Below are 26,078 nucleotides of genomic sequence, written 5' to 3'. Positions count from 1 at the left end.
TTATCATGACAAAACAAGAAGATATTTATAATTTGGATAATCCGGCTTACTATAATAATCGCGAGCTGAGCTGGATTGCGTTTAACAAACGAGTACTCGATGAAGCTTTTGATAGGAAAAATCCTCTATTAGAACGGTTTAAATTTGTGGCGATTTTTTCTTCCAACTTAGACGAATTTTTCATGGTACGCGTAGCAGGCTTAAAAGACCAAGTGAAGGCTGGTTTTAATAAGCCAGAGAACAAAGCCGGCCTCACCCCTAAACAGCAACTGGCACAAATTTCTAATGAGAATCATTCGATTGTAGAGAACCAATACATGATTTATCACAAACTACTAGAAGAGTTAGCAGTTGAAAACATTTCGCTAATTGCAGCTGATCAATTATCTTCAGACCAAGCAACTGCACTGGAAACCTATTTTGACGAGCATATTTTTCCTGTTCTTACACCATTGGCCATTGATGCGTATCATCCATTCCCAATGCTTTCGAATAAATCGATTAACATGGCCATTGTTTTAGAAGATATGTTTGATAATGAATTAAGCACAACAAAAAATGCAATTGTCCAAGTTCCAGCATTACTGGATCGCTTCGTCAACGTGCCAAACACAAATCAGTATATCTTACTTGAAGATATCATCTCACACTTTATACATAAGTTATTTAAAGGATATCACGTCCGTTCCATTACAGAATTTCGGATTACAAGAAATGCTGATTTGACCATTCATGAAGAGGGAGCACGTGATCTTCTAAAAGAAATTGAGAAGAAATTAAAAAAACGGAAATGGGGGACGGCTGTCCGCCTCGAGGTAAGGGCAGAAAAATACGATGATAAATTAGTTGATTTCCTCCTTCAGGAACTAGAGATTCACAAAAATGACCTATATGTTGTAAATGGTCCGCTTGATCTAACGTATTTATTTCGATTCTATAAAGAAGTTCAAGCCAAACTCGAACATCTCGTTTATGAGACCCTGATGCCACAGCCACCACAAAGTATTCGTCTGAACGAAAGTTTATTTGAAGCGGCTGCCAAGCAGGATATTTTTCTACATCACCCATTTGAGTCATTTGAACCTGTTGTCGATTTTATTGAAGAAGCTGCTAGCGATCCTGAGGTTCTTGCAATTAAACAAACGTTGTATCGAGTCAGTGGTAATTCTCCAATTATTAAAGGCCTAAAGCAAGCTGCCGAAAATGGAAAACAGGTCACCGTACTCGTTGAACTGAAAGCCCGATTTGATGAAGAGAAAAATGTCCACTGGGCAAAGGAATTAGAAAAAGCTGGATGTCATGTTATTTATGGCATGAATTTTCTTAAAACACATAGTAAAATTACACTTATTGTTCGAAAACGCAAAGAAAAAATTGAACGATTCGTCCACTTAGGTACAGGAAATTACAATGATTCCACAGCAAATACATATACAGATATGGGTTTTATTACAACGAAGCGCAAATTCGGGATTGATGCTACAAACTTCTTCAATTATTTAAGCGGATTTACAGAAAAACCTACCTTCCATCACATATCTATGGCACCTTTTGATATTCAAAATGACTTCATACGTTATATTGATGAGGAAATAACGTTTCATTCGAAAAAGAATAATGGAAGAATTATTGCAAAAATGAACTCCCTAACTGATAAAGTCTTGATCCGGAAATTCTATCAAGCATCACAAGCAGGAGTAAAAATAGATTTAATCATCCGGGGAATATGCTGTCTAAAGCCTGGAATCGAAGGTGTAAGTGAAAATATTCGTGTCCGAAGTATTGTTGGTCGCTTTTTAGAACACAGTCGTATCTTTTATTTTAACAGTAACGGGGATGAGCGAATTTTCCTCTCATCTGCAGATATGATGACACGAAACATGAAAAAACGGGTAGAGCTATTATTTCCGATTCATGAGCAGGAAATTAAAACACGCATCAAGGACGTGCTTATGATTTACTTGGCCGATAATGTCAAAGCACGCGAGCAAGCTAATGACGGTACGTATCATTATGTTCAAGTAGAACACGGTGAAAAACGAATTGACAGTCAAATGATGTTATTTAATATAGCGCACCGTTTATTGGATGATGAAGAATAAAAACAATCCAGCGCAATTCGTTGCCCTGGATTGTCTTTATTATTTCAAGTTGTTTTGAATATGGCCAAGTGCTTTTTGAATATCCTCATCTGTAAAGGTATAGTTTTGCTCTATTGCTTCAAAAGCTTCCCCTGCCTGCTGTAATTCTTGAATCCCTTTTTTCATATACGATTTGTAATTGCGATTTACCGTATTAATTTTCGTTGCAAACTTTTCATCCGTCCCTGGAGTGACAGCTTCTAGATATAAATCGAGAATCTTTTCACCATCGCGTCCCGGAAAAAATTCATGTGGATCCGTGCTATCAAATATACAAAAGTCAAGCTCACGGACGAGCACCATATCTAAGCTTTTTGGATCAAAGCTGCAATGATACAACTCCACGTCAAATCCATGCTGCTCGCAAGCATTTGCAACTTTTTTCATGAAGGTTGACTTGCCAGTACCAGCCCGCCCTTTAATGTAATACACATTGGATAGCTTTTCGATTAAATGTGGGACCTCATTAACAACCCCATCAGGTGTGTTCGTACCGAATAATCGATGGTATACATGCGCTTGTCTGTTTAAGCTTGTAGTTGAAGCCAATAACTCTTTAATCAAATTGTCGGCCAACTCATTCGCACGTTTGAAGTTCATTTCATTAATATAAATGGCTTCTAATTCATCATGGATTTTTAGTCCTGTTGCAAAGTTTTCATAAGCTTTCGTCGTAAATTGATCGACTTTTTCTTCCATATCACTATTCCTTGCAGTAATTTGATACGAGCCTATTAAGTGCTGTAAATCAAGCGTTACTGCCTGAACGCCTTCCAATGCAATCCGATCTGTAACAATTGCTACGGATTTGTGTCGAATGATTACCCCATCTAAATAGTTCCTGCCTAAAGGACTTTTTAAAACCTCTAGCTTCTCCTCTGGGTTATACATGTGAATGAGATGATTTAAAATATTTGTTTTATACGTCTCTGAGGGATGCTTTAAATAAATGATTGTCTCTATTTGCTCTATGTTTGTTTGTAAGTAATTAACGAACCCCTGAGCAGTATTCCCGCTCACATAATAGTTATGAATGGACAAGTTAACACATCCTTATTAGTCGTTTTTCCTATTTTATGTATTGCCCAACTGGATGTGAATCATCCTCTTAAAATTACTATCTATATGCAGAAATCGCCATCCTGTGGTGCGGATGACGATTTTCTGTTCTGGCTAACTGTTTGCTAACTCACGCTTTTCTTCCTCCGTAAATACACGAGACCTTGTAATAAATCGTTTCCCTTCTGGACCTTCTAATGAAAACATACCACCACGACCATCGATTGCATCAATAATGAGTTGTGTATGCTTCCAGTATTCGTATTGATCTTTTGACATGTAGAAAGGTGTATCGCCAATTTCTCCTAATAGAACATCTGATTCTCCGGTGCGAAATTCTCCATGTGGATAGCACATTGGTGAACTGCCATCACAGCATCCACCTGATTGATGAAACATTAACGGTCCATGGATATCGACTAACGTTTCGATTAGGCGTAATGCTTCCTCTGTAACTGTTACACGTGCAACCATAAATACGCCTCCCTTATAACTAGATCATCCGCTTTTCTAGAATAATCCTGCTGGCCCTTCACTATAGCTAATTAGTAAATTTTTCGTTTGCTGATAGTGTCCAAGCATCATCAAATGATTTTCTCGTCCGATACCTGACTTCTTATAGCCACCAAATGCTGCATGCGCCGGATATTGATGGTAGCAGTTCGTCCATACACGCCCTGCCTGGATAGCGCGACCAAAGCGGTAAGCTGTATTAATATTACGCGTCCAAACTCCTGCACCTAATCCATATAATGTATCGTTAGCGATTTCCATTGCTTCCTCTTTATCTTTAAACGTTGTCACGGAAAGAACAGGTCCAAAGATTTCTTCTTGGAAAATACGCATGTTATTATTCCCTTTAAAGATCGTTGGCTCGACATAATAGCCATTTTCAAGCTCGCCTTCAAGCTTATTTATGTTCCCACCAATCAGTACCTCTGCGCCTTCCTGTTTTCCGATATCCAGATAAGACGAAATTTTTTCCAATTGCTCATGGGAAGCCTGTGCTCCCATCATCGTTTCCGTATCTAGTGGATGACCAATTTTAATCTGCTTTACGCGATCAATAACACGTTCCATAAACTGATCATAAATCGATTCATGAACTAGAGCACGGGACGGACAAGTACAAACCTCACCTTGGTTCAGCGCGAACATAACGAATCCTTCCACTGCCTTATCTAAGAAACCATCATCCGCATCCAATACATCCTCAAAGAAAATATTCGGTGATTTACCACCAAGCTCTAATGTAACAGGGATGATATTTTCAGAAGCATATTGCATAATCAATCTCCCTGTCGTTGTTTCACCTGTAAATGCTACCTTCGAAATACCAGAATTTGTCGCAAGTGGTTTACCTGCTTCGACACCAAAGCCATTTACAATATTAACAACACCTGGTGGTAATAAATCTTGAATAAGCTCCATGAACACATGGATAGAGGCTGGTGTTTGTTCAGCTGGTTTTAATACAACACAGTTTCCGGCAGCAAGTGCTGGTGCTAGCTTCCACGTTGCCATCAGCAATGGGAAATTCCAAGGAATAATTTGTCCGACAACACCTAGTGGCTCATGAAAATGGTACGCTACTGTATCGTCATCAATCTGACTAATGCCACCTTCTTGCGCTCGGATAACACCTGCAAAATAACGAAAATGATCAATCGCTAGCGGTATATCCGCAGCTAATGGTTCCCGAACTGCTTTCCCATTATCCCACGTTTCTGCAACTGCAAGCATTTCGATATTTTCTTCCATTCGATTAGCAATTTTACTTAATATATTTGAACGTTCCGTAACAGAAGTTTTCCCCCAAGCATCTTTTGCAGCATTTGCCGCATCAATGGCTGCCTGAACGTCTTCTTTTGTAGATCTAGCTATTTCACAAAATACCTTACCTGTTACTGGACTTACATTTTCAAAATACTTGCCATTCACAGGTGGGCGGTATTCCCCTCCAATAAAATTATCATACCGCTCCTTAAACGTGACGATTGAACCCTCTGTATTTGGGTTTGCATATCTCATACACCAATTCCTCCTCTTTATATTGTAATCGCATACAAATACACGTTGAAGAATCATGCTGTATTCTCTATTTTCAATTATATCGGCATTATCGGAATCGTTCAAACAAATCAGATTGATCTCCTTTAAAAATTTTAAATTTAAAAAAGCTGTGACCAATCTTCCCGTCACAGCTCTTCCTTATTTTAATGATGATGGTTATGACCCTTTGAAGGGTTTGTAATCACGAAACCTTCGTTGTCTACAAAGAAGTATTGAATCCAAATTCCATCCAAAAACTCCTCACGTGCATCTAATAATATATCGACACCTTTATCCGTTTTCACAATTTCATCATGCTCTGTTGGTGTATCTAAAGAAATACCATAATGTGCATGATCCCCATGCATATGAGAAATATAAACTCGGATCATTTTGCCTTCTGCTTCTTCTTTTGTGAGCATTTCTTTTAACATTTTTGCTGCATTGCGATTTATTTTACATTTCATGTTCTAGTCTCCAATCTGTTTGTAACTATTGTACCTGTATATTATCCCATGAAATTGATGAAAATCCTATTATTTCAGACTGGATGTAAAGAGGTTAGAAAAAATCCCCAGATAAACTGGAGATTTTTTCTAATCGTTTATTTCACGATTCGTGATTTTCTCGGAAAATTTCTATTTGTCTGATAAGGTAATAAATGTTCTTAACCTATCATAATTCCTACACATCACCCATCTATTTTGCTGGGTAGACGGTCCTCTATAAACTGAATTCATCATGACGTCACTACCAGTCGACGTAAATAATGATTTATGCCATCTGGATTTGGGCTACTTGCGTTAATTTCTTCAATAGAGCATTAAATATATGCTCCACATCCTTAGATTCTGGAACTTTAGGGTTTGTCACAATTCCATTACCACTCAAGGCATCATCTACAAGTAACGGAATGCTTTCTTTAAAATCCTGTAAGTCAATATAACGTAAAGCATCCTCCCAAATGGAAAATGTATCATTATAAGATTCAATTAGCTTGTGCGTTCGTTTAGCTAAGTGTTTTTTATTTCCAGTGTCTTCTTCTCCTAAACTCACTGCAATCGCTGCATATCTATCCTCAGCAGCTTCTAATCCAAATTCCACTACAAACGGTAAAAGTAATGCGACACTTAGTCCATGTGGAATATGGAACCTCGCACCTAACGGCCTCCCTGCAGCATGTGCCAGATTAGTAGAGGCGTTGGAGAAAGCAATACCTGCATAACAGCTTGCGAGCAGCATTTCTTCACGAGCATCCACATCTGCTCCGTTTTCATAAACCTTAGGTAATGACTTGCCGATCATACGAATTGCATGTAGCGCATAGTTATCTGTTGTTGCACTGGCAAGCGTTGAAACATATGCCTCCATGGCATGGGCCAGTGCATCAAGACCAGTGTAAGCAGTAAATTGGTTTGGTAGGCTTTTTGTGAGTAGCGGATCCAGAATAGCAACATCTGGTACCAAGTCTTTATGACCTGGATTCATTTTAATCTGTGTCTCCATATTTTTTACTACCATTACTTTCGTCGCCTCAGATCCTGTCCCTGCTGTAGTAGGAACCGCCAAGAGCGGAAGCCTTTTTAACCGCTTTTGAGATACTATCTCCTCCCAAGTTAAGACAGGATTTATCGCAAACACGGAGGCCGCTTTGGCAATGTCTATAGCACTTCCACCCCCAATTGCGACAACACAATCTGCTTTAGATTTGATTAGGCCATCCAATGCAGCATGAAGATGATGGGTTGTAGGTTCTCCCTTGTAATCGGAAAAAATCGTAACGGAGAGTTTCTCCTTTTTGGCTATAGACTTAATTTTCATGTCATAATTTAGTCCCTCAGTAGCTAGAAATGCATCCATAACGACAAATAATTTCGTTGCTCCATTTTCTACCGCTATTTTCCCTAACTGTTCTAAGCTATTAGATCCCAGTTCAATCTGACGTGGTAAATAGGTTGAAGTCATCATGAAACCTCCTTATATATTTTTCTATACGATAATTTTTCTTTTTTTTCAATTAACTCCCTCACTCCCTTCAAATCAATATGCTCCAACAACTAGAATCATTGCCTCATAAATTCAACCAGCCATAAACTAATGTCAGGTATATAGGTAACTAATAATAAGACAACCACCATCGTAACTAATAATGCTCCAATTCCTTTAACAACTTCCTCTATTTTCAATTTGGCTACTCCAGCAGCAACAAAAAGGTTAACACCAACAGGTGGTGTAATGAATCCAATAGCTAGGTTGAAAATCATAATCAACCCGAAGTGAACGGGGTCTACACCAATTGCTAATGCCATTGGAAGCAGAATCGGTGTTAAAATAACAATTGCTGCTAACGCTTCCATAATTAAACCAACAAGTAATAAGAAGGCATTTAGTAACAGAAGAATAATCCATTTATTTTCGCTGATGCCTAATACAAAGTTAGCTACTACTTCTGCAACTCTTTCCAATGTAATTAAACGTCCAAATATACTTGCCATCACAATTAATAAAATGATAATAGATGACGTGATACCTGCTTTTGCTAGATTCCTATATAAACCTTTAAAATCCATATCCTTATAAATAAACATTCCAATAATGATTCCATAACCAGCTGCAACTGCAGCCGCTTCTGTAGGTGTCATAAAACCGCCATAGATTCCACCTAAAATAAATATTGGAACGAGTAAAGCTAGTTTGGCGTCCCAAGCAGCCGCTAGTGTATTTTTCAAACTAAAAGCGGTCTTCTCACCACGCCAACCTTTCTTTTTTGCAATAAAGTAGGTAACTATAATTAGAGCTATTCCCGTTAGAATTCCAGGAATTATTCCAGCAATAAATAATTGTGAAATGGACTGCTGAGAAACAACACCATAAATAACAAGTGGATTACTTGGTGGAATAATAACACCGATTGTTCCTGCTGCAGCCACCACTGCTGTTGCAAATCCGGGTGAGTATCCTTGTTTGATCATTGCTGGTATTAACAAGGTTCCAATTGCTGCAACCGTTGCAGGACCAGATCCACTAATAGCTGAGAAGAACATACTCGTTACAATTGCAACCAATGCAAGACCACCTGGCAAGTAACCTAGTAATTCATCGGAAAGATTTAACAACTTTCTGATGATGTTTCCCCCACCCATAATAATTCCTGCTGCTATAAAAAATGGCACAGCCATTATTGGGAAATTATCAATACTTGTAAATGCTGTTTGTGGAAAAAAATCAATCGGAATTGCGTTCGTTGCTAATACAGTTGCCAATGTGCTTACACCGAGTGCAAAAGCAATTGGCATCCCAAGAACAATAAACAATATAAAATATCCAAAAAGTAATAAGGATATGCTTGCTTCACCTAAGGTCAAGACAGGAAGAATCATTATAAATGCAAGGATTGTTCCAATTAGTCCATCCTTTACTTCCATATCTTTTGTATCGTGCAATAGATTCTGAATTAAGCGGATTGCCATGAGCAGAAAACCGAGTGGTACAGCGCTATATGCAATTGCCATCGGCATCGATAACGCTGGTGTAGTCTGTCCTGTATCAAACTGAAACAAAATTAACGTGTATCCATATTTGACAATCATATAGCTGAAGTAAAGCATAAAGATTGTGTTAGCAATATGAATCGATTTCTGTAATCCTAAAGGAAACCTATCAACTAAAGCAGTAACCTGGATTGAATCTCTCTTTTTAATAGCTAGGCTTGCACCTAGAAATGATACGAAAATAAAAATGTAGCGGGAAACTTCCTCTGTCCATGTAGTAATATTAGCAATCTCAATAAAAGGTAAAATATATCGATTGATAACTTGAAGATTAATTAGAATAATAAACGTCAGAAAACCTAATACAATAAGCATTTCCTCAAATCGCTGATCAATAAATTTTATTGTTTTTAGTAGTCGGCTATCTTTTTTCATTAGTGGTGTATTATTCTGCCTATTTTCCATTGCAGATAAATCTTGCCCCATAATTGCTCAGCTCCTAACCCCAGTAGAGGGATTTTTTAAGACTGGAATAGATTATTTAAAGATGTCCTTCCTTGTCTTTCCAAGCGTTTCAAGAATGATGTCGACATACTCAGGATCCGCTGCTCCCTCTCTCACAAACTGGTCCCAAACAGGCTCTACGGTTTGCTTCCATATTTTCATTTCCTCTGGTGTTGGTTCATAGACCTCAATTCCATAATCAATAAATTGCTGTTTTGCTTCTTCCTCTCTTTCATTTGCTAGAGCACGTTGCCATTCCGTTGCCTCTACTCCAGCTTCCATAATGATGTCCTGATATTCAATAGGGAGTTTATCAAATTTATCTTTATTCATAACAACGATGTCCGAGCTGTAATTATAATTCACCTCTGTAGCATAATTTAAGACCTCTTGATGTTTTGAGTCCCATAGTAAAGAATAACTATTTCCTTCTCCCTCTACTGTACCTTGCTGCAAAGCCGTAAATACTTCTGACCAAGCTACTGGAGTTGGACTTGCACCAAATTCTCTAAAATCAGCTTGTTCAATTCTAGAATTTGTTGTTCTAATTTTAAGCCCCGCCATATCTTTTGGAAGGTTAACTGGTCTTACGTTATTAACAACCTGTCGAAACCCATAATCAGGAAAGAAAATAACCTTGAATCCGGACTTTTCCATTTCTTTTCGAATGATTTCACCAGGCTTTCCATCCACCGCTTTATACACTTCATCTTTGTCCTCAAAGATATAAGGTAGATCCCATGCGGTAAAGTAATTTGTAAAACTAGTCATATTTGGAGTAGAGGAGCTAGCCAATTCTAGACTTCCTCTTTGGGCACTTTCAATTACTTCCCTATCACTGCCAAGTACAGAATCATGAAATGTATCAACAGTTATTTTTCCATTTGACTTCTCTTCCACTAATTCTGCAAATCTATCGATTCCGATGGATACAGGATGACTCCCAGCCTTTGATTGACCAAGTCTTAACGTTACTTCATCTGATTGACCGGCAATAGTATTTTGATTAAGTGCATCATTTCCAATAAGCGCAAAACTAACGAAGGCAAAAATAACCAGGATGATAATAACATTGGGTTTCATTTTTTTCATCTTATAACTCCCTTCTATTGATAACGCTTACATTTATGAAATGTTTATAATAGCTTTCTTTTTGTTTTGATACGGAAAACATACATATCTGGACGATATAGACCTTGATAAGACTCAACAGCTTTTCCAAATTGATCATAGATTACTCTTTCTGCTCGAAGTACAGTTGAAGATTCATGTATTTCTAAATGAGTGGCTTCTTGTTTATTAATTTGATGGGTTGTAATTGATTGCTCTGCTTCACTTAGATTGATATAAAGTTCATTTTCTAACAGATCGTATATCGTGGCCGTATTTAAATCAAAAGTTGAAAGCTTCATTCCTATTTCGAATGGATAAAAGTGCTTTTCAATTCAATTGCTACAGGAATGTTATCTGCAAAACGCAAACGTTCTATTAAATAGAGATCATGGTTCGTTTCAAATATATTTAGACCATTCTTCTGTGATAGTTTTCCGGAATATATTAACCTGCTACTCGGATTCATTCCCATTTTTATTACGGTATCGGTAAAACTATTCAAAGAAGTTAACCATTCCTGTATTGGAGGTTGTTTAGAAATAAATGTACCTTTACCATGAACCTTTTGAAGCTTTCCTTCATTTACTAGTTTGGAAACAGCTTCTCTAACTGTCGTTCTACTCACCGCATACATATCCATCAATTCTCTTTCACTGGGTATCTTTTCTTGATATGCTCCAATTCGTATTTGTTTTTCCAATAGATTACTAATCTGTACGTGTAAAGGAATTGGCAACTCTGCATTAATCATGTACATCCCCCTTTGCATTTAAACTAGTCGTGATGTCACGTTGTACGTACCAGTAATTTCAACTTATAACTCATTTATAGGTTGAAATATTATTTTCTTTATTAAAACAGTTGTCATTTTATAAGTCAATGGATTCTGTTAATTTAGATTATAAAGAATTATTATAAAAGTTATTATTATTTCTAATATATAACATTAATTCCAGTAAAATAGTACGTTGTCTATCGAAATTATAATCCATATGTAATCAAAAACTCATTTAGCTCTTGTACAAATGCCTTAATTGCAAAAAAATGAAGAAGGTGCGCTCCTTCCTCACTTTTTAAGCTTACCTACCTATATCTTTGTTATTTTAATACTGCGCCATTATACGTATCAACATTCATTTTTTGACCCTCTACAATATAATATTGCGTTTCTCCTCTTTTTACGACCCATGTCTGTATGGTATCGTCATCTGTTTGAAGCACAACAAAGCTCCAGTCCTCAGCATAAGTATCATTTAAAGCCTGCACGATCTCTGACTGAAGATTTCGCCCCTGCAGCTCCTTCATATTTAATAAATTTACCCCACCACGATTTCGAACGTCGGCTGCTAGCTCATCCGATAATTCTTCTAATGGGTGCTTTTCTAAATAATCCTCTGAAAAATATGTAGCCACCAATTCATCATTTTCTAACAATGCTGCTTCATACATATCTGATACTACAGATACAGCAGCCGGATTAAGGCATCCACTTAATAACAGTACAGGAATACATAGTATTACAATTACCAACCGTTGCATGACATATCCCCTTTTAATTCAACATCAATTAAATTGTAAGCTATAACGGACAAAAGTTAAACTATGAAAACAAAAAAATGATGCAGAAGATTCAACTCGAACCCTGCACCATTAGTAACGAATACGTTATTTAATAAACTACAGTTTCACTCATAAGCAATCGATCATTCCACAGCTGATTCATTGAATTCTCTGTACCATTTAAAGCAAAAACAATAATTAAAACGGTAATGATGAGAAGTGATAGTACGGTGACGATCCAAATAAGTTTGCGACCGGCCATTCGTACACCTCCTGTTTGAATTGGTCAGATTTGATAGCTTGTGCTCACTTACTGACCTACTACATTATATGTTTTCCTCTTCTATGTTAGAAGGGAACTAAAAAAGCGACATACTTCATTTAATAAGAAGTACATCGCTTTTTATTTCATGTGCTAGCACGATAACGCTACAGATCATAGCTGTCCGGATTTGTTCCCGCTCGATCATTAATATTCATAGCATTGATTTTTTCCATATCTGCTTCTGTTAGTGAGAAGTCAAAAATGTCCGCATTCGCTTTGATTCTTTCTGCAGTAATCGATTTGGGTATTGTAATAACATTACTTTGAACATTCCAGCGCAATATAATTTGTGCTGTCGTTTTCCCGTGCTTTTTCGCAATTTCGCTAAGTGTTAGATCATCAAGCAATTGACCCCGTTTTAATGGTGACCATGCCTCAAGCTGAATACTTTCCTTCGCACAGAACTCCCGCAGCTCTACCTGACTTAAATGCGGATGAAATTCTACCTGATTAAGGACGGGTTGAACACGACTATCCTTTAACAAATCTTCTAAATGATGTATATGAAAATTACTAACACCAATTGCCCGAACCCTGCCATCGTTATACAATTTTTCCATGGCACGCCACGTTTCCTTATACTTTCCTTTCACAGGCCAATGGATAAGATAAAGATCCAAATATTCAAGCCCTAATTTCTTCAAACTTCTTTCATAGGCTTCCAGCGTACTCTCATACCCTTGTTCATCATTCCAAACCTTTGATGTGATAAAAAGCTCTTCTCTAGGTATACCAGACTCCCCTATTGCCTGTCCAACCCCGCCTTCATTATCGTAAAAAGAGGCCGTATCAATACTGCGATAGCCATATTTTAATGCAGCTTTAACAGCATGGACTACTGTTTTCCCGTCTTCAACTTTATAAACACCGAGACCAAACCCTGGCATTTCTACATCGTTATTTAATGTTACTGTATCTTGCAAATGTGAAATCATGTCAAACCTCCCATTCCATTCTCTTTCTATCTTAGCTTTTTTTATGGACATTGTTAATCTATATGTTTGATCAATAAGCATAAACAAATCCCAGATAAACGATTAAATTGTTTATCTGGGATCTACATAACTTAAAGTGTATACCAATACTTCCCACCTCTAATTTCTCGCTGACACTCTTCGTTATACCGTAGATATTCCAAGTGGGCGAGTGTTTCACCAACCGCAAACCTTGTTTCATGAATGCTCAGCTTCCTTTTAAATAACTGCTCTCCAGCCTCATAGATCGTACATCCATTTTTTAATATATCCACAAGTACACCTAATCGTTCATCATGATGGGCTCTAATCTCATCAATCCGTTTACTTGCGCCATGGAATGGTTTACCGTGTGATGGTATAACTAAATCAACATCCAATTCTCGTATTTTAGCTAATGAGTTAAAATACGTTCCTAATGGATTCGGATCACCATGAAACCAATAGGAAATATTCGGTGTGATTCGTGCTAGAATGTGATCTGTTGAAAGCAATATATTTTTCTCTTTATTATAAAAACATACGAGACCGTCTGAATGACCTGGAGTAAAGATTACCTCATATTCAAATTTCCCAATTGGGATAGATGCTCCTTCCTCCAGATATTGATCAACCTTTGGATATGGTGTCACAAGTGGTACAAACTCCCTCGTATTCGCACTCATTTTAGTTGCAATGTCTGTAGGAATTCCTGAAAGCTGATAGTTTTCGTTCAGACCATTTAAGAAGTGCTCCTGCCATGCTTCGAACCCTGCCTCAGCGTCAATTTTGGACATGGTGACGCGTGCAGACGTTCTTTCCTGCAACCCTCCTGCATAACCAAAATGATCTGGATGATAATGTGTAATTAAAATATCCGTTACCGTTTTACCTTCCAGCTCCTGTTCCCATCGTTCTACAGTTGATTTATTATGAAGGCCTGTATCAATTACTTGAAAACCATTTTCCCCCTCTGCCAGAAAACAATTTACATGGTTTAAGCGAAAGGGAAGGTCGATTTTCACTAGTTTGATTCCATATTCATCTAACAACACAATTCACTTCCTTTTCTAAAAAGAACGCTTTAAGCATAGTTGCGGTTGACATCTATATTAGTTAACTTTCCTTGTTCCTTCCCAGAACATTTCACGTAACAGGTACTTTTGTAATTTACCCGTTGCAGTTTTTGGTAACTGTTCTACAAATTTCACAGCCTTTGGTGCTTTAAAATGTGCCATATTATCCCGACAATAGCGAATAACCTCGTCCTCAGTCAACTTCGCATCAGGTTGAAGCACAATAATGGCAAGCGGCACCTCTCCCCATTTTTCATCCGGAATTGCAATCACAGCTACCTCGTGTACATCCGGATGCTTGTACAATCCGCCCTCAACCTCTGTCGAAGATATATTTTCCCCACCAGAGATAATCAAATCCTTGGCACGGTCACGAATTTCAATAAATCCATCTGGATGGGTTACTGCAAGATCTCCGGTATGGAACCAGCCATCTTTAATTGTTGCATTCGTTTTTTCCTCATCTTTATAATAACCCTTCATGACTACATTTCCTCTTGTGATGATTTCTCCTAATTCTTCCCCATTCCAACGTACTTCCTCGCCGTCTTGATGAACAACCTTTGTTTCGCCATTAAAGGCAAGCTCAATTCCTTGCCTCGCTTTTATCGTTGCTTGTTCATCCATTGATTTGCTGTCAAACGCTTTTTTCCACTCACAATAAAGTATAAATGGAGATGTCTCTGTTAAACCATAGACATGAATCATATTTAAACCGAGAATCTCCTGCGCTTTATGGATCAGCGCTGCTGCAGGTGGTGAACCAGCTGTTGCCATCCGTGGTCTAGTCGTTATCTTTACATCCTTTGCCTTTGGCTCGTTCACTAGCATATTGATTACTGTTGGTGCTCCACATAACAATGAAATCCTCCGTTTTTCAAACAGGTCTAAAATAAGTGGTGGATCTACTTTTCGTAAACATACATGGGTAGCACCTGCTGCGGTAATTGCCCAGACTCCACCCCAGCCATTTGCATGAAACATTGGCAATGTATGTAGATAGACATCATCATGCTCCACACGCAAATGATGTAAAAAATTAGCCGCATTCATATAATTGCCCCGGTGCGTTAGCATCACACCTTTTGGATTTGAAGTCGTTCCGCTTGTATAATTAAGCGTTAAAAGCTGATTCTCATCAAAATTCACCGAAGGAAGCTTACGGTCTGATTGCACGCCACTTAGATAATTCTCATAATCGATTCCAGTTAAGGAAGTCTTTTGACCATCAACAGCAACAACAATAATCGTTTCCAACGATAGCTTCTCTTGAATTTCCTCAATTGGTTTAGCAAATTCCTCATCAACGATCAGCATCTTAGCATCACTATGGTTAATAATATACGCTAAATCGTTTGCAGTGAGACGATAATTCAATGGCACCATGACAGCACCTAACTGACAAATTCCATAGAAACATTCAAGCATATAATGCGTATTCGGAAGCATCACTGCAACATGATCTCCTTTTTGAATGCCAGTTTCGATTAAAGCTTGGGAGAGCCTATCCACCCGATTGCCAAATTCTTTATACGTAAATTCCTTTTCTCCATCAATAACAGCAACTTTTTCTGGATAATATTTGATTGCACGTCTTTTCCAATCTAATGGTGTTAGTGGTGATAACATCGTAACAACTCCTTCATCTTTAATAGTCTATGAGAATAGATCTTTACCAATAATCAATTTCATTACTTCTGAGGATCCGCCATAAATCCGTTGTACCCTTGCATCTGCATATGCTCGAGCAATCGGATATTCTGTCATATATCCATACCCTCCAAAAAGCTGTAAACAATGATCAATCACTTCTCCCTGAACCTCGGTACAGCTCAGCTTAGCCATGCTTGCTATTACCGTATCTAATTCTCCCTTAACTAATAGATTTGTACATTCATTAGCAAAGGAGCGTTGAACCCTTGCCTTCGTTGCCACTTCTGCTAAGACAAATTGGGTATTTTGAAAGGAAGCGAGCGTTGTTCCAAAAAGTTCACGCTCCCTCACGTATTGAACCGTTTGCTCAATTATCCCTTCCATTGAAGCTACAGCACTGTTTGCAACAATTAATCGTTCCCTCGGTAACTCGCTCATTAAAATCTTAAAGCCTTGATCTTTTTCTCCCAAGATAGCAATTTCTGTTACGAGAACATCTTCAAAGTATAATTCTGATGTATCACAGGAATGCAGACCAATTTTGTCCAGATTCGTTCCTCGTTCGAAACCAGATACAGGAACATCGACGATGAACAACGTCATTCCTCTAGATGGCTTTACATCCAAATTTGTTTTTGCAACCACGACAACAAAATCACAGTGTTGTCCATTTGTAATAAATGTTTTGGAGCCATTTAATTGATAAGCCGCTTGTTTCCTATCATAATTAGCGGTCGTTTTAATCCCTTGTAAATCACTACCTGCTGCTGGTTCTGTCATTGCAATTGCACCAATCAATTCTCCAGTTGCCATTTTCGGAAGGTAGTATTTCTTTTGTTTTTCTGTACCGTAGTTTAATAGATATTGCGCAATGATTGTATCATGGACCGATAAATTAGCGGCAATGGAGTTATATCCGAATCTACTAAACGTTTCAATAATCGTTGTCGAATATAAAAATGTCGTTCCAAGCCCACCGTATTCTTCAGGTACCTCTGGTAAAAGAAACCCTTGATTACCAAGCTTATTCCATATATCTCTTGGAATATTTCCTTGTTTTTCCCATTTTGTATAGTGTTCTTCAATTTCCTTTTTGCAAAACTCTGCTACGCTTTTTCTAAGTAGGCGAATTTCTTCTATCTCTTCGGATGTTGGATGCATTTTCTCCTCCCCTTTTTGATGAATGATAACTACTTACCTTTGAAGCTAGGTTTCCTTTTTTCAAAAAAAGCACGAATTCCCTCTTCATTATCTTCTGTCTGAAGGAGCAGCGTTTGTACAGCTGTTTCTTGCATATCGTTTGTGTCATAAGTTAGTTCCTGTGAATGATTAACCAATTGTTTTACAAACTGATTGGCAAGTGGTGGACCATCAACAATAAACTGAGCAAACTCTGTTGCACCTTCTAATAAATCTCCTTCAATTACGCGATTAATAACGCCTTTTTCATGAGCAACAATTGCTGAAATCGGACGAGCCGAAGAAATCCACTCCTTTGCAAGATTTGATGGGACCTTTTCTGATAAAGTCTTGATGAGGCCAAGATCTGGAATAATCCCGACATTCGTAAAACTGCAAACGAATTTTGCATCTTTTTGTGCAACAACAAAGTCTGCTGCAACTGCAATACTAAATCCAGCACCAGCAGCAAAACCATGAACCGCACTTACAACATATTTATCTAATTTCCTTATCGTTTGGATGATTGCTAAAGCACGCTTCATGTACTTCATAATTTCTACTGAGTTATTTAGGCTATTTATTGTTTCGAGGTCGCCACCAGCGGAAAACGCCTTCCCTTCTCCGTAAAGAATAATTGCCTTCACATCATCATCTTTATTTGCATCCTCTAAAGCAGCTACTAGCTCATCTGCCATTTCAATCGATAATGCATTTCGTTTATCTGGTCGATTCATTGAAATATAAGCAATCTTGTTTTCTTTTTTTACTCGTACCACTTCCGACATGTTGAGCCCCCCTTATTGTTTAACAATAGAATTATATTCCCGACTCACTTTTTCCTGCGCGGCTTGATATTGCTTGTTCAGTTCCTCGGTAATTTCTGCAATGGACTGTATCTTCTCGATTCCACCAACACCTTGTCCAGCTCCCCAAATATCTTTCCATGCACGTATATTTGGATCTCCTAGCTCGGAAAAGTCCATTTTTTTATTTTCTGGTAGGTTTTTCGGATCCAGACCGGAATTTATAATACTAGGAATTAAATAATTAGCTGGAACACCACTAAATGCAGGGGTATAAACAATATCATCGATTGATGATGCGATTGCCATACTCTGGTAACCCTCACTAGCCCCGCTCTCTTTCGCAGCAATAAAATGAGTTCCAAAATAAGCAAAATCTGCACCCAAAACCTGTGCCGCTAGAATATCCTCGCCCTTAGACATCGCACCAGCAAGTATGAGTGGTCCATCAAAAAAGCTTCGAACTTCATGGACAAAGGCAATTGGATTTAATACCCCAGCATGACCTCCCGCACCACTGGAAACTAGAATGAGACCATCACTTCCCTTTTCCACCGCCTTTTTTGCAAATTTGATGTTAATAACATCGGAGAGTAGGATTCCACCATAATTGTGGACTATGTTTACTACTGGACTCGGATCGCCAAGTGATGTAATGACAATTGGTGGCTGGTGCTTTTCAATTAGTTTAAGATCTTCCAAAAAACGTTTATTAGACTTATGGCTAATAAAATTAATTGCCCATGGGGCAATTTTACGACCTGGATTTTGCTCTTTCCGTTGTTCCAATTCCGACTTTATTTCTCCCATCCACGCATCCAGCTTTTCCGTAGTTCTGGCATTCAAGGCTGGAAAGGAACCAACGATTCCAGCCTCACAAGCATTAATGACCATTTTAGGATTGGATATTAAAAACATTGGAGCCATAATAACTGGTAGCGTCATTTGCTGCTTTAACTCGTTTAATTTCATTTCGTATAATCTCCTTTGCTTTTTTGTTTCCTTAAAATAATAATGTATTACTCTTTGGAAATTGCTAATTGTTTCTTGACTTGATCCCGCAATGCCATTTTCAAGAATTTACCGACAGACGTTTTAGGGATTTCCTCTAAAAATAAAACTTCATCCGGTAACCACCATTTCGCAAATTGCGGCTTTAAAAAGCCAAGAATTTCCTCTTTCGTTACATTCGCGTTTTCTTTAAGTACGACACACGCTACCGGGCGTTCCTGCCATTTTGGATCTGGAATTGCAACAACAGCCGCTTCATAAATTGCTTCATGTGCCATTAATGCATTCTCTAAATCAACAGAAGAAATCCATTCGCCACCACTCTTAATAAGATCCTTTGTACGATCGACGATTTTTACCACACCTTCCTCATCCATGGTGACAACATCTCCTGTGTGTAACCAACCATCACGGAAAGCGTCCTCCGTTCGTTCATCCTTGTAATATTGATCCGCTATCCACGGGCCACGAATCAACATTTCCCCCATTTCCTCTCCATCTGCAGCAACCTCACCATTTTCATTTACAACCTTAAGCTCAAGCCCTGGAACAATCATTCCTTGTCTTGATCGAAATTCCAATCGGTCACCTTCCGATAAATCTGATTGATAACTTTTCAACCTGGAGACCGTTGCAAGTGGTGACGTTTCTGTCATACCATATGCATGGATAAAAGGGATACCATACGTTGATTCAAACGCCTGTATCATTCCTTTTGGCGCTGCCGACCCCCCACATAAAACAGCTCGTAAGCTTTTCATGTTGTAGCTTCCCTGCTCAAGTGCTTTTAATAAACCGAGCCAAATCGTAGGAACTCCGGCCGTTATTGACACTTGGTTTTCTTCGATTAGAGACGCTAATATTTGCGGTGTAGGCGAAGGTCCGGGCAACACTTGATCTGCGCCAAGCCAAGCTGCTGCAAAAGGTATCCCCCAAGCATTCACATGAAACATAGGTACAACTGGCATAGCTATGTCAGCTTCCGACAAGCCAACTGTATTCGCCATTCCAAGTGCCATACTATGCAAGTAGATTCCCCGGTGCGTATACATCACACCCTTTGGCTTTCCAGTTGTGGCAGATGTATAACACAATCCTGCTGGATCATTCTCATCTAAATCTTCCCGAAATTCATATGTTGGATCAGCATCTTGTACGAGCTCTTCATATGAATAGAAAGGTTTTAGCTTGGACTCTGGTAAAGATGCTTCATCCGTCATTACGACAAAAGCCTCTACTGTTTGGAGCCTGTCCTGTATTCTTTCAATTAGTGGCAGTAAATCTGGGTCAATTAAAAGAATCTTATCCTCTGCATGATTAATAATGTAAACGAGATGCTCTTCTGAAAGCCGGATATTAATTGTATGCAAAACCGCTCCCATACTTGGCACAGCAAAATATGCTTCCAGGTGACGATGGTGGTTCCAGGCGAACGTTCCAACTCGATCCCCTTTTTTTACGCCTAGAGCTTCAAGCGCACTAGCAAGTGATCGCATTCTTTTCACAATTTCCTTATACGTGAACGTATGTGTCCCAGATAAGGTTCGTGAAATAACCTTTTTCTTTGTATAATATTTTTCTGTATGTTTGATCATAAAAGGCAGTGTCAATTGCGTGTTCATCATTGGGCATTTCCCCTTTTTTTTATTTAAAAAATATAGATATCTAATTCAATGCTCCTATTTCTCGAAGAATTAATTCCGTATGTTCTCCACGTTTTGGTGCCGGCAAGAAAGTTTTATTAGGGCTTTCCGACAATTTAATCGGGTTGCCAATTTGCTTCATTTTACCTAATTCAGGGTGAGATATTGTTTGTATCATTTCTCTTGCCTGCAGCTGCGGATCGTCCAGTGTTTCTTCCATTGTCTTCACTGGTGTAACACAAGCTTCCTTTTCAGAAAAGATATCCAACCATTCCTCCAACGTTTTCCCGGCAATAATCGTTTGGATTTCTTGTTTCATCTGCTCTTGTTTCTCCATTGGAGCATCTAAACAGTCAATGAAATCCTGTCTTTCAATTCCTTCGCAAAAAATCTTCCAAAACTTTTGCTCAATGCCACCCATCGATAGAAACCGATTATCTTTCGTTTCATATACTTGATAACAAGCAAACCCTCCGTTCAAAAGCTCTTCCCCCCGAGTTACTTCTCGTTCAGCAAAAACACTTGGCAACAGCATGTGCATCCAAGATACAACCCCATCCAGCATGGATACATCGACAAGCTGGCCTTTTCCTGTTTTCTCTCGTTCCAATAATGCTAGTAAAATCCCTACAATTGCCGGATATGCTCCACCACCAATATCAGCAATTTGTGTAGCTGGGATAACAGGTTTCCGATCCTTTTCACCCATCACATGTAATAAGCCCGCATAGCTAAGATAGTTTATATCATGTCCAGGTTTGTCTTTATATGGACCTGTCTGTCCATAGCCAGTAATGGTACAATAAATCAATCTCGGATTTATTTGTTTCAATGTTTCATAATCAAGTCCGAGCCTCTCCATTACGCCTGGACGAAACGATTCAATAGCAACATCCGCAGTTTCTACTAGCTTTAAAAAATGGCTCCGTCCTTTTTCTGTTTTTAAATCGAGACAAATACTTTTTTTATTACGATTTAGAGAATGAAAGACCGCGCTATCCGCATCAAGCTTTGGTTCAAAATCTCTTAAATAATCTCCAGCCACTGGATCCTCTACTTTAATTACTTCTGCGCCGAAATCAGCAAGCATTAATGTGCAGTAAGGACCTGGGAGTAACCGTGTAAGATCGAGCACTCGTATCGATTGTAAAATCACACCTTATCCTCCTTTCAGGGCTTAATCGAGTCGTTCAATAATCGTTGCATTTGCCATGCCATGTCCTTCACACATCGTCTGTAACCCGTAACGGCCACCAGAACGTTCCAGCTCGTGTATCATCGTCGTCATCAATCTTGCCCCACTTGCACCTAACGGATGACCAAGTGCGATAGCACCACCATTTGGATTTAACTTCGTTGCATCTGCTCCCGTTTCCTTTAGCCATGCAATTGGAACAGAAGCAAATGCCTCATTCACTTCAAAAACATCGATATCTTCAATCGTCAGTCCTGCTTTTTTTAATACTTTCTCTGTAGCAGGTATTGGCCCAGTTAACATCAATGTAGGATCAGAACCAACTACCGTTCTTGCTAAAACTCGGAATCTTGGCTTTAGCCCAAGCTCTTCTGCTTTCTCTCGTGACATTAAAAGGATTGCTGCTGCACCATCACTAATTTGGCTCGCATTTCCTGCCGTTATCGTTCCGTCCTCTTTAAAAGCCGGAGCCAGACTTGATAGCTTCTCGATAGATGAGTTCTCACGTGGACCTTCATCTTCCTTTAACATTGTTTTTGTTCCATCCGAATGTGTAACCTCAAGTGGCATGATCTCTTTTTCAAAATGACCTTTCTTTCTAGCTGCCACCGCTTTTTCATGACTGTTTAATGAAAATTCATCCATCTCGACTCTAGAGATTCCCCATTTTTCCGCGATACGTCCTGCTGATAAACCTTGATTAATAATTTCATAGTTGCTCGTTAATGCATTACTCAGTTTAACTCCTTGCATATTCGAACCCATCGGTACACGTGACATATTTTCAATCCCTGCTGCAACAACTACATCCATATCTCCGCTAATAATTGCTTGAGCTGCAAAATGAACTGCCTGCTGACTTGACCCACACTGTCTATCAATGGTCGTACCCGGTACTTCGATTGGATAACCAGCAATTAAAGCTGCTTGCCTTGCAATATCAAAAGCCTGTTCCCCCACCTGTGTAACGCAGCCCATAATGACATCCTCAACTAAGCCCGGTGAAATTCCTGCTCGCTTCACTACTTCTGCCAGTGGTTTTGCGGCTAACTCTTCGGCTCGAATACCACTCAATGAACCGTTCCGCTTTCCTACTGGAGTTCTGACTGCCTCGACGATTACTGCTTCTCTCATATTTAACTTCTCTCCTTTTTATTTCGGCTGCATCCGAATCGCACCATCAAGCCGAATTGTCTCTCCATTTAACATTGGATTTTCGATAATACTCTGCACTAACAGCGCATACTCACTAGGATTACCCAGTCGTGATGGGAATGGCGTCATTTTACCGAGTTCCTCTCTTGCTTTTTCAGGTAATGTTTCAAACATTGGTGTTAGAAAAAGCCCTGGAGCGATTGACATCACTCGAATTCCATGTTGTGCAAGGTCTCGTGCAATTGGTAATGTCATGCCTGCAACACCAGCTTTAGAGGCGCTATATGCAGCCTGTCCAATCTGCCCTTCAAACGCAGCAACTGAAGCTGTATTGATGATTACGCCACGTTCATTATGCTCATTCGGTTCATTGGAAGCCATTCGCTCTGCAGCTAAGCGAATAACATTAAACGTTCCAATCAAATTGATCTGAATAACTTTAGTAAATGCCGCTAAATCATGTACGCCTCTTCCTCCATAGGTTTTTTCAGCAATTGCTATCCCAGCACAATTGACAGCAACATTCACTTTTCTAAATCGATTCACCGCTTCATCTAATGCTCGCTCTACACTTTTTTCATCTGTAACATCCGTCTGAACAAAAAAACTACTTGTGCCTAGCTCTTCTGCAAGACCCTTTCCCCTCTCTTCGTTTAAATCAAGAATGATTGCTTTTCCACCATTTTTAATTATGTTTCTTGTTGTTGCCTCACCTAATCCCGATGCTCCTCCTGTAATCACAGCTACAGTACCTACTAGTTTCATAGATTCCACCCACCCTTACTTTTATTTATTTTTTAGTAGCATGAGCATTAAGTAATCTGCAATAACTGCGGCAATTTCTTTTTTATCTTTTTTTCCATCAGCTGTATACCACTGTGTCACCCAATTCATCGCTCCAAAAAGGATATTTCGAGCAATCTTCTTGTCTAAATTGCGAAATACTTGCATCTGGATTCCTTCTTGAATTATTTCGTCAAAACAATGACTATACTTTGCCTGAAGCTCGCGTAACTTTTCCTGCTGTTCTTCTGAAAAGAATTGTTCCGGCTTCAACATGAGTTCAAATCCAGATTGCTCATTAACAACATGCTCAACATGAACAACCATGGAATGTTTCAACTTCTCTTCTATAGATATGTCTTGTTGTTGGATATATTTCACATTTTCAATACTGCGTTCCAGCAGCATTTGGTGACTTTGATAGAGTAGGTCCTGCTTATCTCTAAAATAATAATAAACAGCACCTTTCGTCATGAGGAGGTTTGCGGCGATATCTTCCATTGTCGTTCCTTGGTAGCCTTTTTCTGCTAAAATACGAACCGCAGAACGTAAAATATCTTCTTTTTTCTTTGCTATCTTTCTTTCACGTAAAGACATTCTATACACATCCTTACCAACTAATTGAAATCGCTTTCATTTTTATTCTAGTTAGTTAGTTTTTGAATGTCAAGTATGTAGTCAGAAAATTTATATTAAAATTATAAATTATGATTATTCTTATCAAATAAAAAACCAGGATAATCCCTATATCCTGGTTTTCATTGTTTTTTTATTCCATACCTCAATATTATCCAATCATACTGTGCCCGCCATTTACGCTTATTACTCCGTTCCTTGCAGAACTAGAAATGATTAAGCTCCTGTCACGATGAAAAAGTTCACTTATTACGGCCAAAACCCCAGCCACTTCCACCACGTAAATACAACAATCAAGGTTACAATCGTACTCGCAATTGTAGACAAAATACCAGGAAGGTAAAAATCCTTTTGACTGACCAGTCCTGTTCCATGAACAACAACGTTTGGCATTGTTTCCACAATTAATATGTAGCCAAACAACATCGTTATTGCAGAAGCGAAGCTTATCACTACAGGATCCAATCCAGTCTTTAGAGACAGACTAATCAATACAGGCAGTAAAGTTACTACTGCAGTTGATACATTGGTAACACCCAGATGATAAATTTGCGATACTAAAATAACAACGAATATAGAAATCCACGGATTCGTAAACACATTTAATATGTATTCTGAGGTAATAAGAACTTCAAGTAACTCAATTGCTCCAGACTCAATTAAAGCAAATCCTAAAGAGAGAGTTGCCCCGATTAATAAAACTAAATCAAAATTTATATTTACTAACTTTTTCCATTCTACAAAGCCAAGTCCAGGCATCGCCATTAAAAATACTGCCATTAAAGCCGGAACTGTTGGATGATAGCCATGGAAGGATTCAGTCATCCACAGAAGTACTGTAATGAATAAAATTACAATACATTTTATTTCGGAGCTGGTAAGTCTACCCAATTCCTGGTTTTGCTCTCTCATATTTGATTGTAATATATCAAAGGAATAATCTTCAGGTGGAAAGCATTTCCATACAATATAAGGAATAACAATAATTAAAATTAACCAAATAGGAAATGTATACAGGAACCAATCCAAATATGATATTGTTCTGCCAACATACAATTGTAAAATCTCTATTGTTAATATATTACCTATAGCAGCTGTTAAAATTGCCGTGCCACTGATATTACCTGCATAAGCAGTGCCTACAAGCATAAGTTTGCTGAAATTACTTCCCTTTTGCGCACCAACCGATTTGAGTATAGAAACAACAACAGGAACCATTAATGAAGCCCGTACTGCAGTCGCCGGTATAAAAAAGGCTTGAATTTGCATAAGTAAAAATATCCCGATAAAAATACCCTTTGCAGATGATCCCCATTTTTGAAGCATCCAATAGGTGATTCTGTTCATTAAAGGTGTTTCATTAACCCCTTTAGCAATCATCATTCCAGCAATAATTAAAAACACAGCGGGGGATGCAAAACCACTTAATACTACATCTACGGAAGCAGTCTGCAAAAATAGTAATAGTACAAGCACGAAAACAGATGTCATCCCGAGGGGGAGTGATTCAAAAGCCCATAATAACAAACCGTAAACCATAATAGATATGGTTCCTTTTGCTGACCATGCTATATCTTCCGGCAATAAAAACAATAACCCTAAAAAAATGATAGTAGATAATAAAAACGAAACTGTTCTTCCTGATATTTTTATTCTATTGAATGGATGCTTGCCTTTCATTTTGAAAAACATAGATTATACCCTTCTCTCTGATTCCTTTAATCTATACTAAAGAGCAAAGGA

The 26,078-nt window shown here is 38.5% G+C and carries 24 protein-coding genes; 1 reads left to right on the top strand and 23 read right to left on the bottom strand.

Features of this window, described 5'->3' with window-relative positions:
- The first annotated feature begins 5 nt into the window (after positions 1-5).
- Positions 6-2,102 (top strand): RNA degradosome polyphosphate kinase, encoded by a 2,097-nt coding sequence (locus tag F1560_RS05970; RefSeq protein WP_245347670.1) that lies wholly within the window; start codon positions 6-8, stop codon positions 2,100-2,102.
- A 39-nt stretch (positions 2,103-2,141) separates the two neighbouring features.
- Here F1560_RS05970 and F1560_RS05965 read toward each other — a convergent pair whose 3' ends face one another.
- From F1560_RS05965 to F1560_RS05865, 23 genes are all read right to left on the bottom strand, one after another.
- Positions 2,142-3,182, bottom strand: a complete 1,041-nt coding sequence (locus F1560_RS05965) for a hypothetical protein (RefSeq protein ID WP_149473718.1) — start codon at positions 3,180-3,182, stop codon at positions 2,142-2,144.
- 132 nt (positions 3,183-3,314) lie between these two features.
- Positions 3,315-3,674: a DUF779 domain-containing protein gene (locus F1560_RS05960; RefSeq protein WP_149473717.1), complete on the bottom strand. Its 360-nt coding sequence runs from the start codon at positions 3,672-3,674 to the stop codon at positions 3,315-3,317.
- Between the two features lie 36 nt (positions 3,675-3,710).
- On the bottom strand, positions 3,711-5,231 hold the full coding sequence (gene adh, locus F1560_RS05955) for an aldehyde dehydrogenase (RefSeq protein WP_149473716.1): 1,521 nt from the start codon (positions 5,229-5,231) through the stop codon (positions 3,711-3,713).
- 185 nt (positions 5,232-5,416) lie between these two features.
- Positions 5,417-5,719 carry an iron-sulfur cluster assembly accessory protein gene (locus F1560_RS05950; RefSeq protein ID WP_149473715.1) on the bottom strand — a complete coding sequence of 101 codons (303 nt, stop codon included), beginning with the start codon at positions 5,717-5,719 and terminating at the stop codon, positions 5,417-5,419.
- A 307-nt stretch (positions 5,720-6,026) separates the two neighbouring features.
- Positions 6,027-7,217, bottom strand: a complete 1,191-nt coding sequence (locus F1560_RS05945; protein ID WP_149473714.1) for an iron-containing alcohol dehydrogenase — start codon at positions 7,215-7,217, stop codon at positions 6,027-6,029.
- Positions 7,218-7,315: 98 nt separating this feature from the next.
- Complete coding sequence (locus tag F1560_RS05940; protein WP_149473713.1) at positions 7,316-9,229, bottom strand: TRAP transporter large permease; 1,914 nt, start codon at positions 9,227-9,229, stop codon at positions 7,316-7,318.
- A gap of 51 nt (positions 9,230-9,280) precedes the next feature.
- Entirely contained in the window at positions 9,281-10,339 is a 1,059-nt protein-coding gene (locus F1560_RS05935) for a TRAP transporter substrate-binding protein (RefSeq protein WP_149473712.1), read from the bottom strand.
- A 44-nt stretch (positions 10,340-10,383) separates the two neighbouring features.
- On the bottom strand, positions 10,384-10,659 hold the full coding sequence (locus F1560_RS22405; RefSeq protein ID WP_245347668.1) for a UTRA domain-containing protein: 276 nt from the start codon (positions 10,657-10,659) through the stop codon (positions 10,384-10,386).
- Positions 10,660-10,661: 2 nt separating this feature from the next.
- Positions 10,662-11,111: a GntR family transcriptional regulator gene (locus F1560_RS22400; RefSeq protein WP_245347667.1), complete on the bottom strand. Its 450-nt coding sequence runs from the start codon at positions 11,109-11,111 to the stop codon at positions 10,662-10,664.
- 347 nt (positions 11,112-11,458) lie between these two features.
- On the bottom strand, positions 11,459-11,899 hold the full coding sequence (locus F1560_RS05925) for a hypothetical protein (protein WP_149473711.1): 441 nt from the start codon (positions 11,897-11,899) through the stop codon (positions 11,459-11,461).
- Between the two features lie 130 nt (positions 11,900-12,029).
- On the bottom strand, positions 12,030-12,182 hold the full coding sequence (locus tag F1560_RS22055) for a hypothetical protein (RefSeq protein ID WP_187773643.1): 153 nt from the start codon (positions 12,180-12,182) through the stop codon (positions 12,030-12,032).
- Between the two features lie 167 nt (positions 12,183-12,349).
- The gene (locus tag F1560_RS05920; RefSeq protein ID WP_149473710.1) at positions 12,350-13,180 is read right to left on the bottom strand and encodes an aldo/keto reductase; all 831 of its coding nucleotides are present in this window, start codon (positions 13,178-13,180) and stop codon (positions 12,350-12,352) included.
- A gap of 131 nt (positions 13,181-13,311) precedes the next feature.
- Complete coding sequence (locus tag F1560_RS05915) at positions 13,312-14,253, bottom strand: MBL fold metallo-hydrolase (protein WP_338112791.1); 942 nt, start codon at positions 14,251-14,253, stop codon at positions 13,312-13,314.
- A 57-nt stretch (positions 14,254-14,310) separates the two neighbouring features.
- Positions 14,311-15,903: a long-chain-fatty-acid--CoA ligase gene (locus F1560_RS05910; RefSeq protein ID WP_149473709.1), complete on the bottom strand. Its 1,593-nt coding sequence runs from the start codon at positions 15,901-15,903 to the stop codon at positions 14,311-14,313.
- A gap of 27 nt (positions 15,904-15,930) precedes the next feature.
- Positions 15,931-17,088: an acyl-CoA dehydrogenase family protein gene (locus tag F1560_RS05905; RefSeq protein WP_149473708.1), complete on the bottom strand. Its 1,158-nt coding sequence runs from the start codon at positions 17,086-17,088 to the stop codon at positions 15,931-15,933.
- A gap of 29 nt (positions 17,089-17,117) precedes the next feature.
- Positions 17,118-17,894: an enoyl-CoA hydratase/isomerase family protein gene (locus tag F1560_RS05900; protein WP_149473707.1), complete on the bottom strand. Its 777-nt coding sequence runs from the start codon at positions 17,892-17,894 to the stop codon at positions 17,118-17,120.
- Between the two features lie 12 nt (positions 17,895-17,906).
- The gene (locus F1560_RS05895) at positions 17,907-18,884 is read right to left on the bottom strand and encodes an NAD(P)H-dependent flavin oxidoreductase (RefSeq protein ID WP_149473706.1); all 978 of its coding nucleotides are present in this window, start codon (positions 18,882-18,884) and stop codon (positions 17,907-17,909) included.
- Between the two features lie 47 nt (positions 18,885-18,931).
- Positions 18,932-20,548: a long-chain fatty acid--CoA ligase gene (locus F1560_RS05890; RefSeq protein ID WP_149473705.1), complete on the bottom strand. Its 1,617-nt coding sequence runs from the start codon at positions 20,546-20,548 to the stop codon at positions 18,932-18,934.
- Positions 20,549-20,588: 40 nt separating this feature from the next.
- Complete coding sequence (locus F1560_RS05885) at positions 20,589-21,722, bottom strand: CaiB/BaiF CoA transferase family protein (RefSeq protein ID WP_149473704.1); 1,134 nt, start codon at positions 21,720-21,722, stop codon at positions 20,589-20,591.
- A 21-nt stretch (positions 21,723-21,743) separates the two neighbouring features.
- Entirely contained in the window at positions 21,744-22,895 is a 1,152-nt protein-coding gene (locus tag F1560_RS05880) for a thiolase family protein (RefSeq protein WP_149473703.1), read from the bottom strand.
- Between the two features lie 18 nt (positions 22,896-22,913).
- Positions 22,914-23,681: a 3-hydroxyacyl-CoA dehydrogenase gene (locus tag F1560_RS05875; protein WP_149473702.1), complete on the bottom strand. Its 768-nt coding sequence runs from the start codon at positions 23,679-23,681 to the stop codon at positions 22,914-22,916.
- Between the two features lie 21 nt (positions 23,682-23,702).
- The gene (locus F1560_RS05870; protein WP_149473701.1) at positions 23,703-24,296 is read right to left on the bottom strand and encodes a TetR/AcrR family transcriptional regulator; all 594 of its coding nucleotides are present in this window, start codon (positions 24,294-24,296) and stop codon (positions 23,703-23,705) included.
- A 288-nt stretch (positions 24,297-24,584) separates the two neighbouring features.
- The gene (locus F1560_RS05865; protein ID WP_245347666.1) at positions 24,585-26,027 is read right to left on the bottom strand and encodes an SLC13 family permease; all 1,443 of its coding nucleotides are present in this window, start codon (positions 26,025-26,027) and stop codon (positions 24,585-24,587) included.
- Positions 26,028-26,078 lie beyond the last annotated feature (51 nt).

Source organism: Oceanobacillus polygoni (genome assembly GCF_008304605.1).
Lineage (GTDB): Bacteria > Bacillota > Bacilli > Bacillales > Amphibacillaceae > Oceanobacillus > Oceanobacillus polygoni.
The sequence above is the reverse complement of the archived record's forward strand: the minus strand, read 5'-3'. Positions and strand labels throughout refer to the sequence as shown.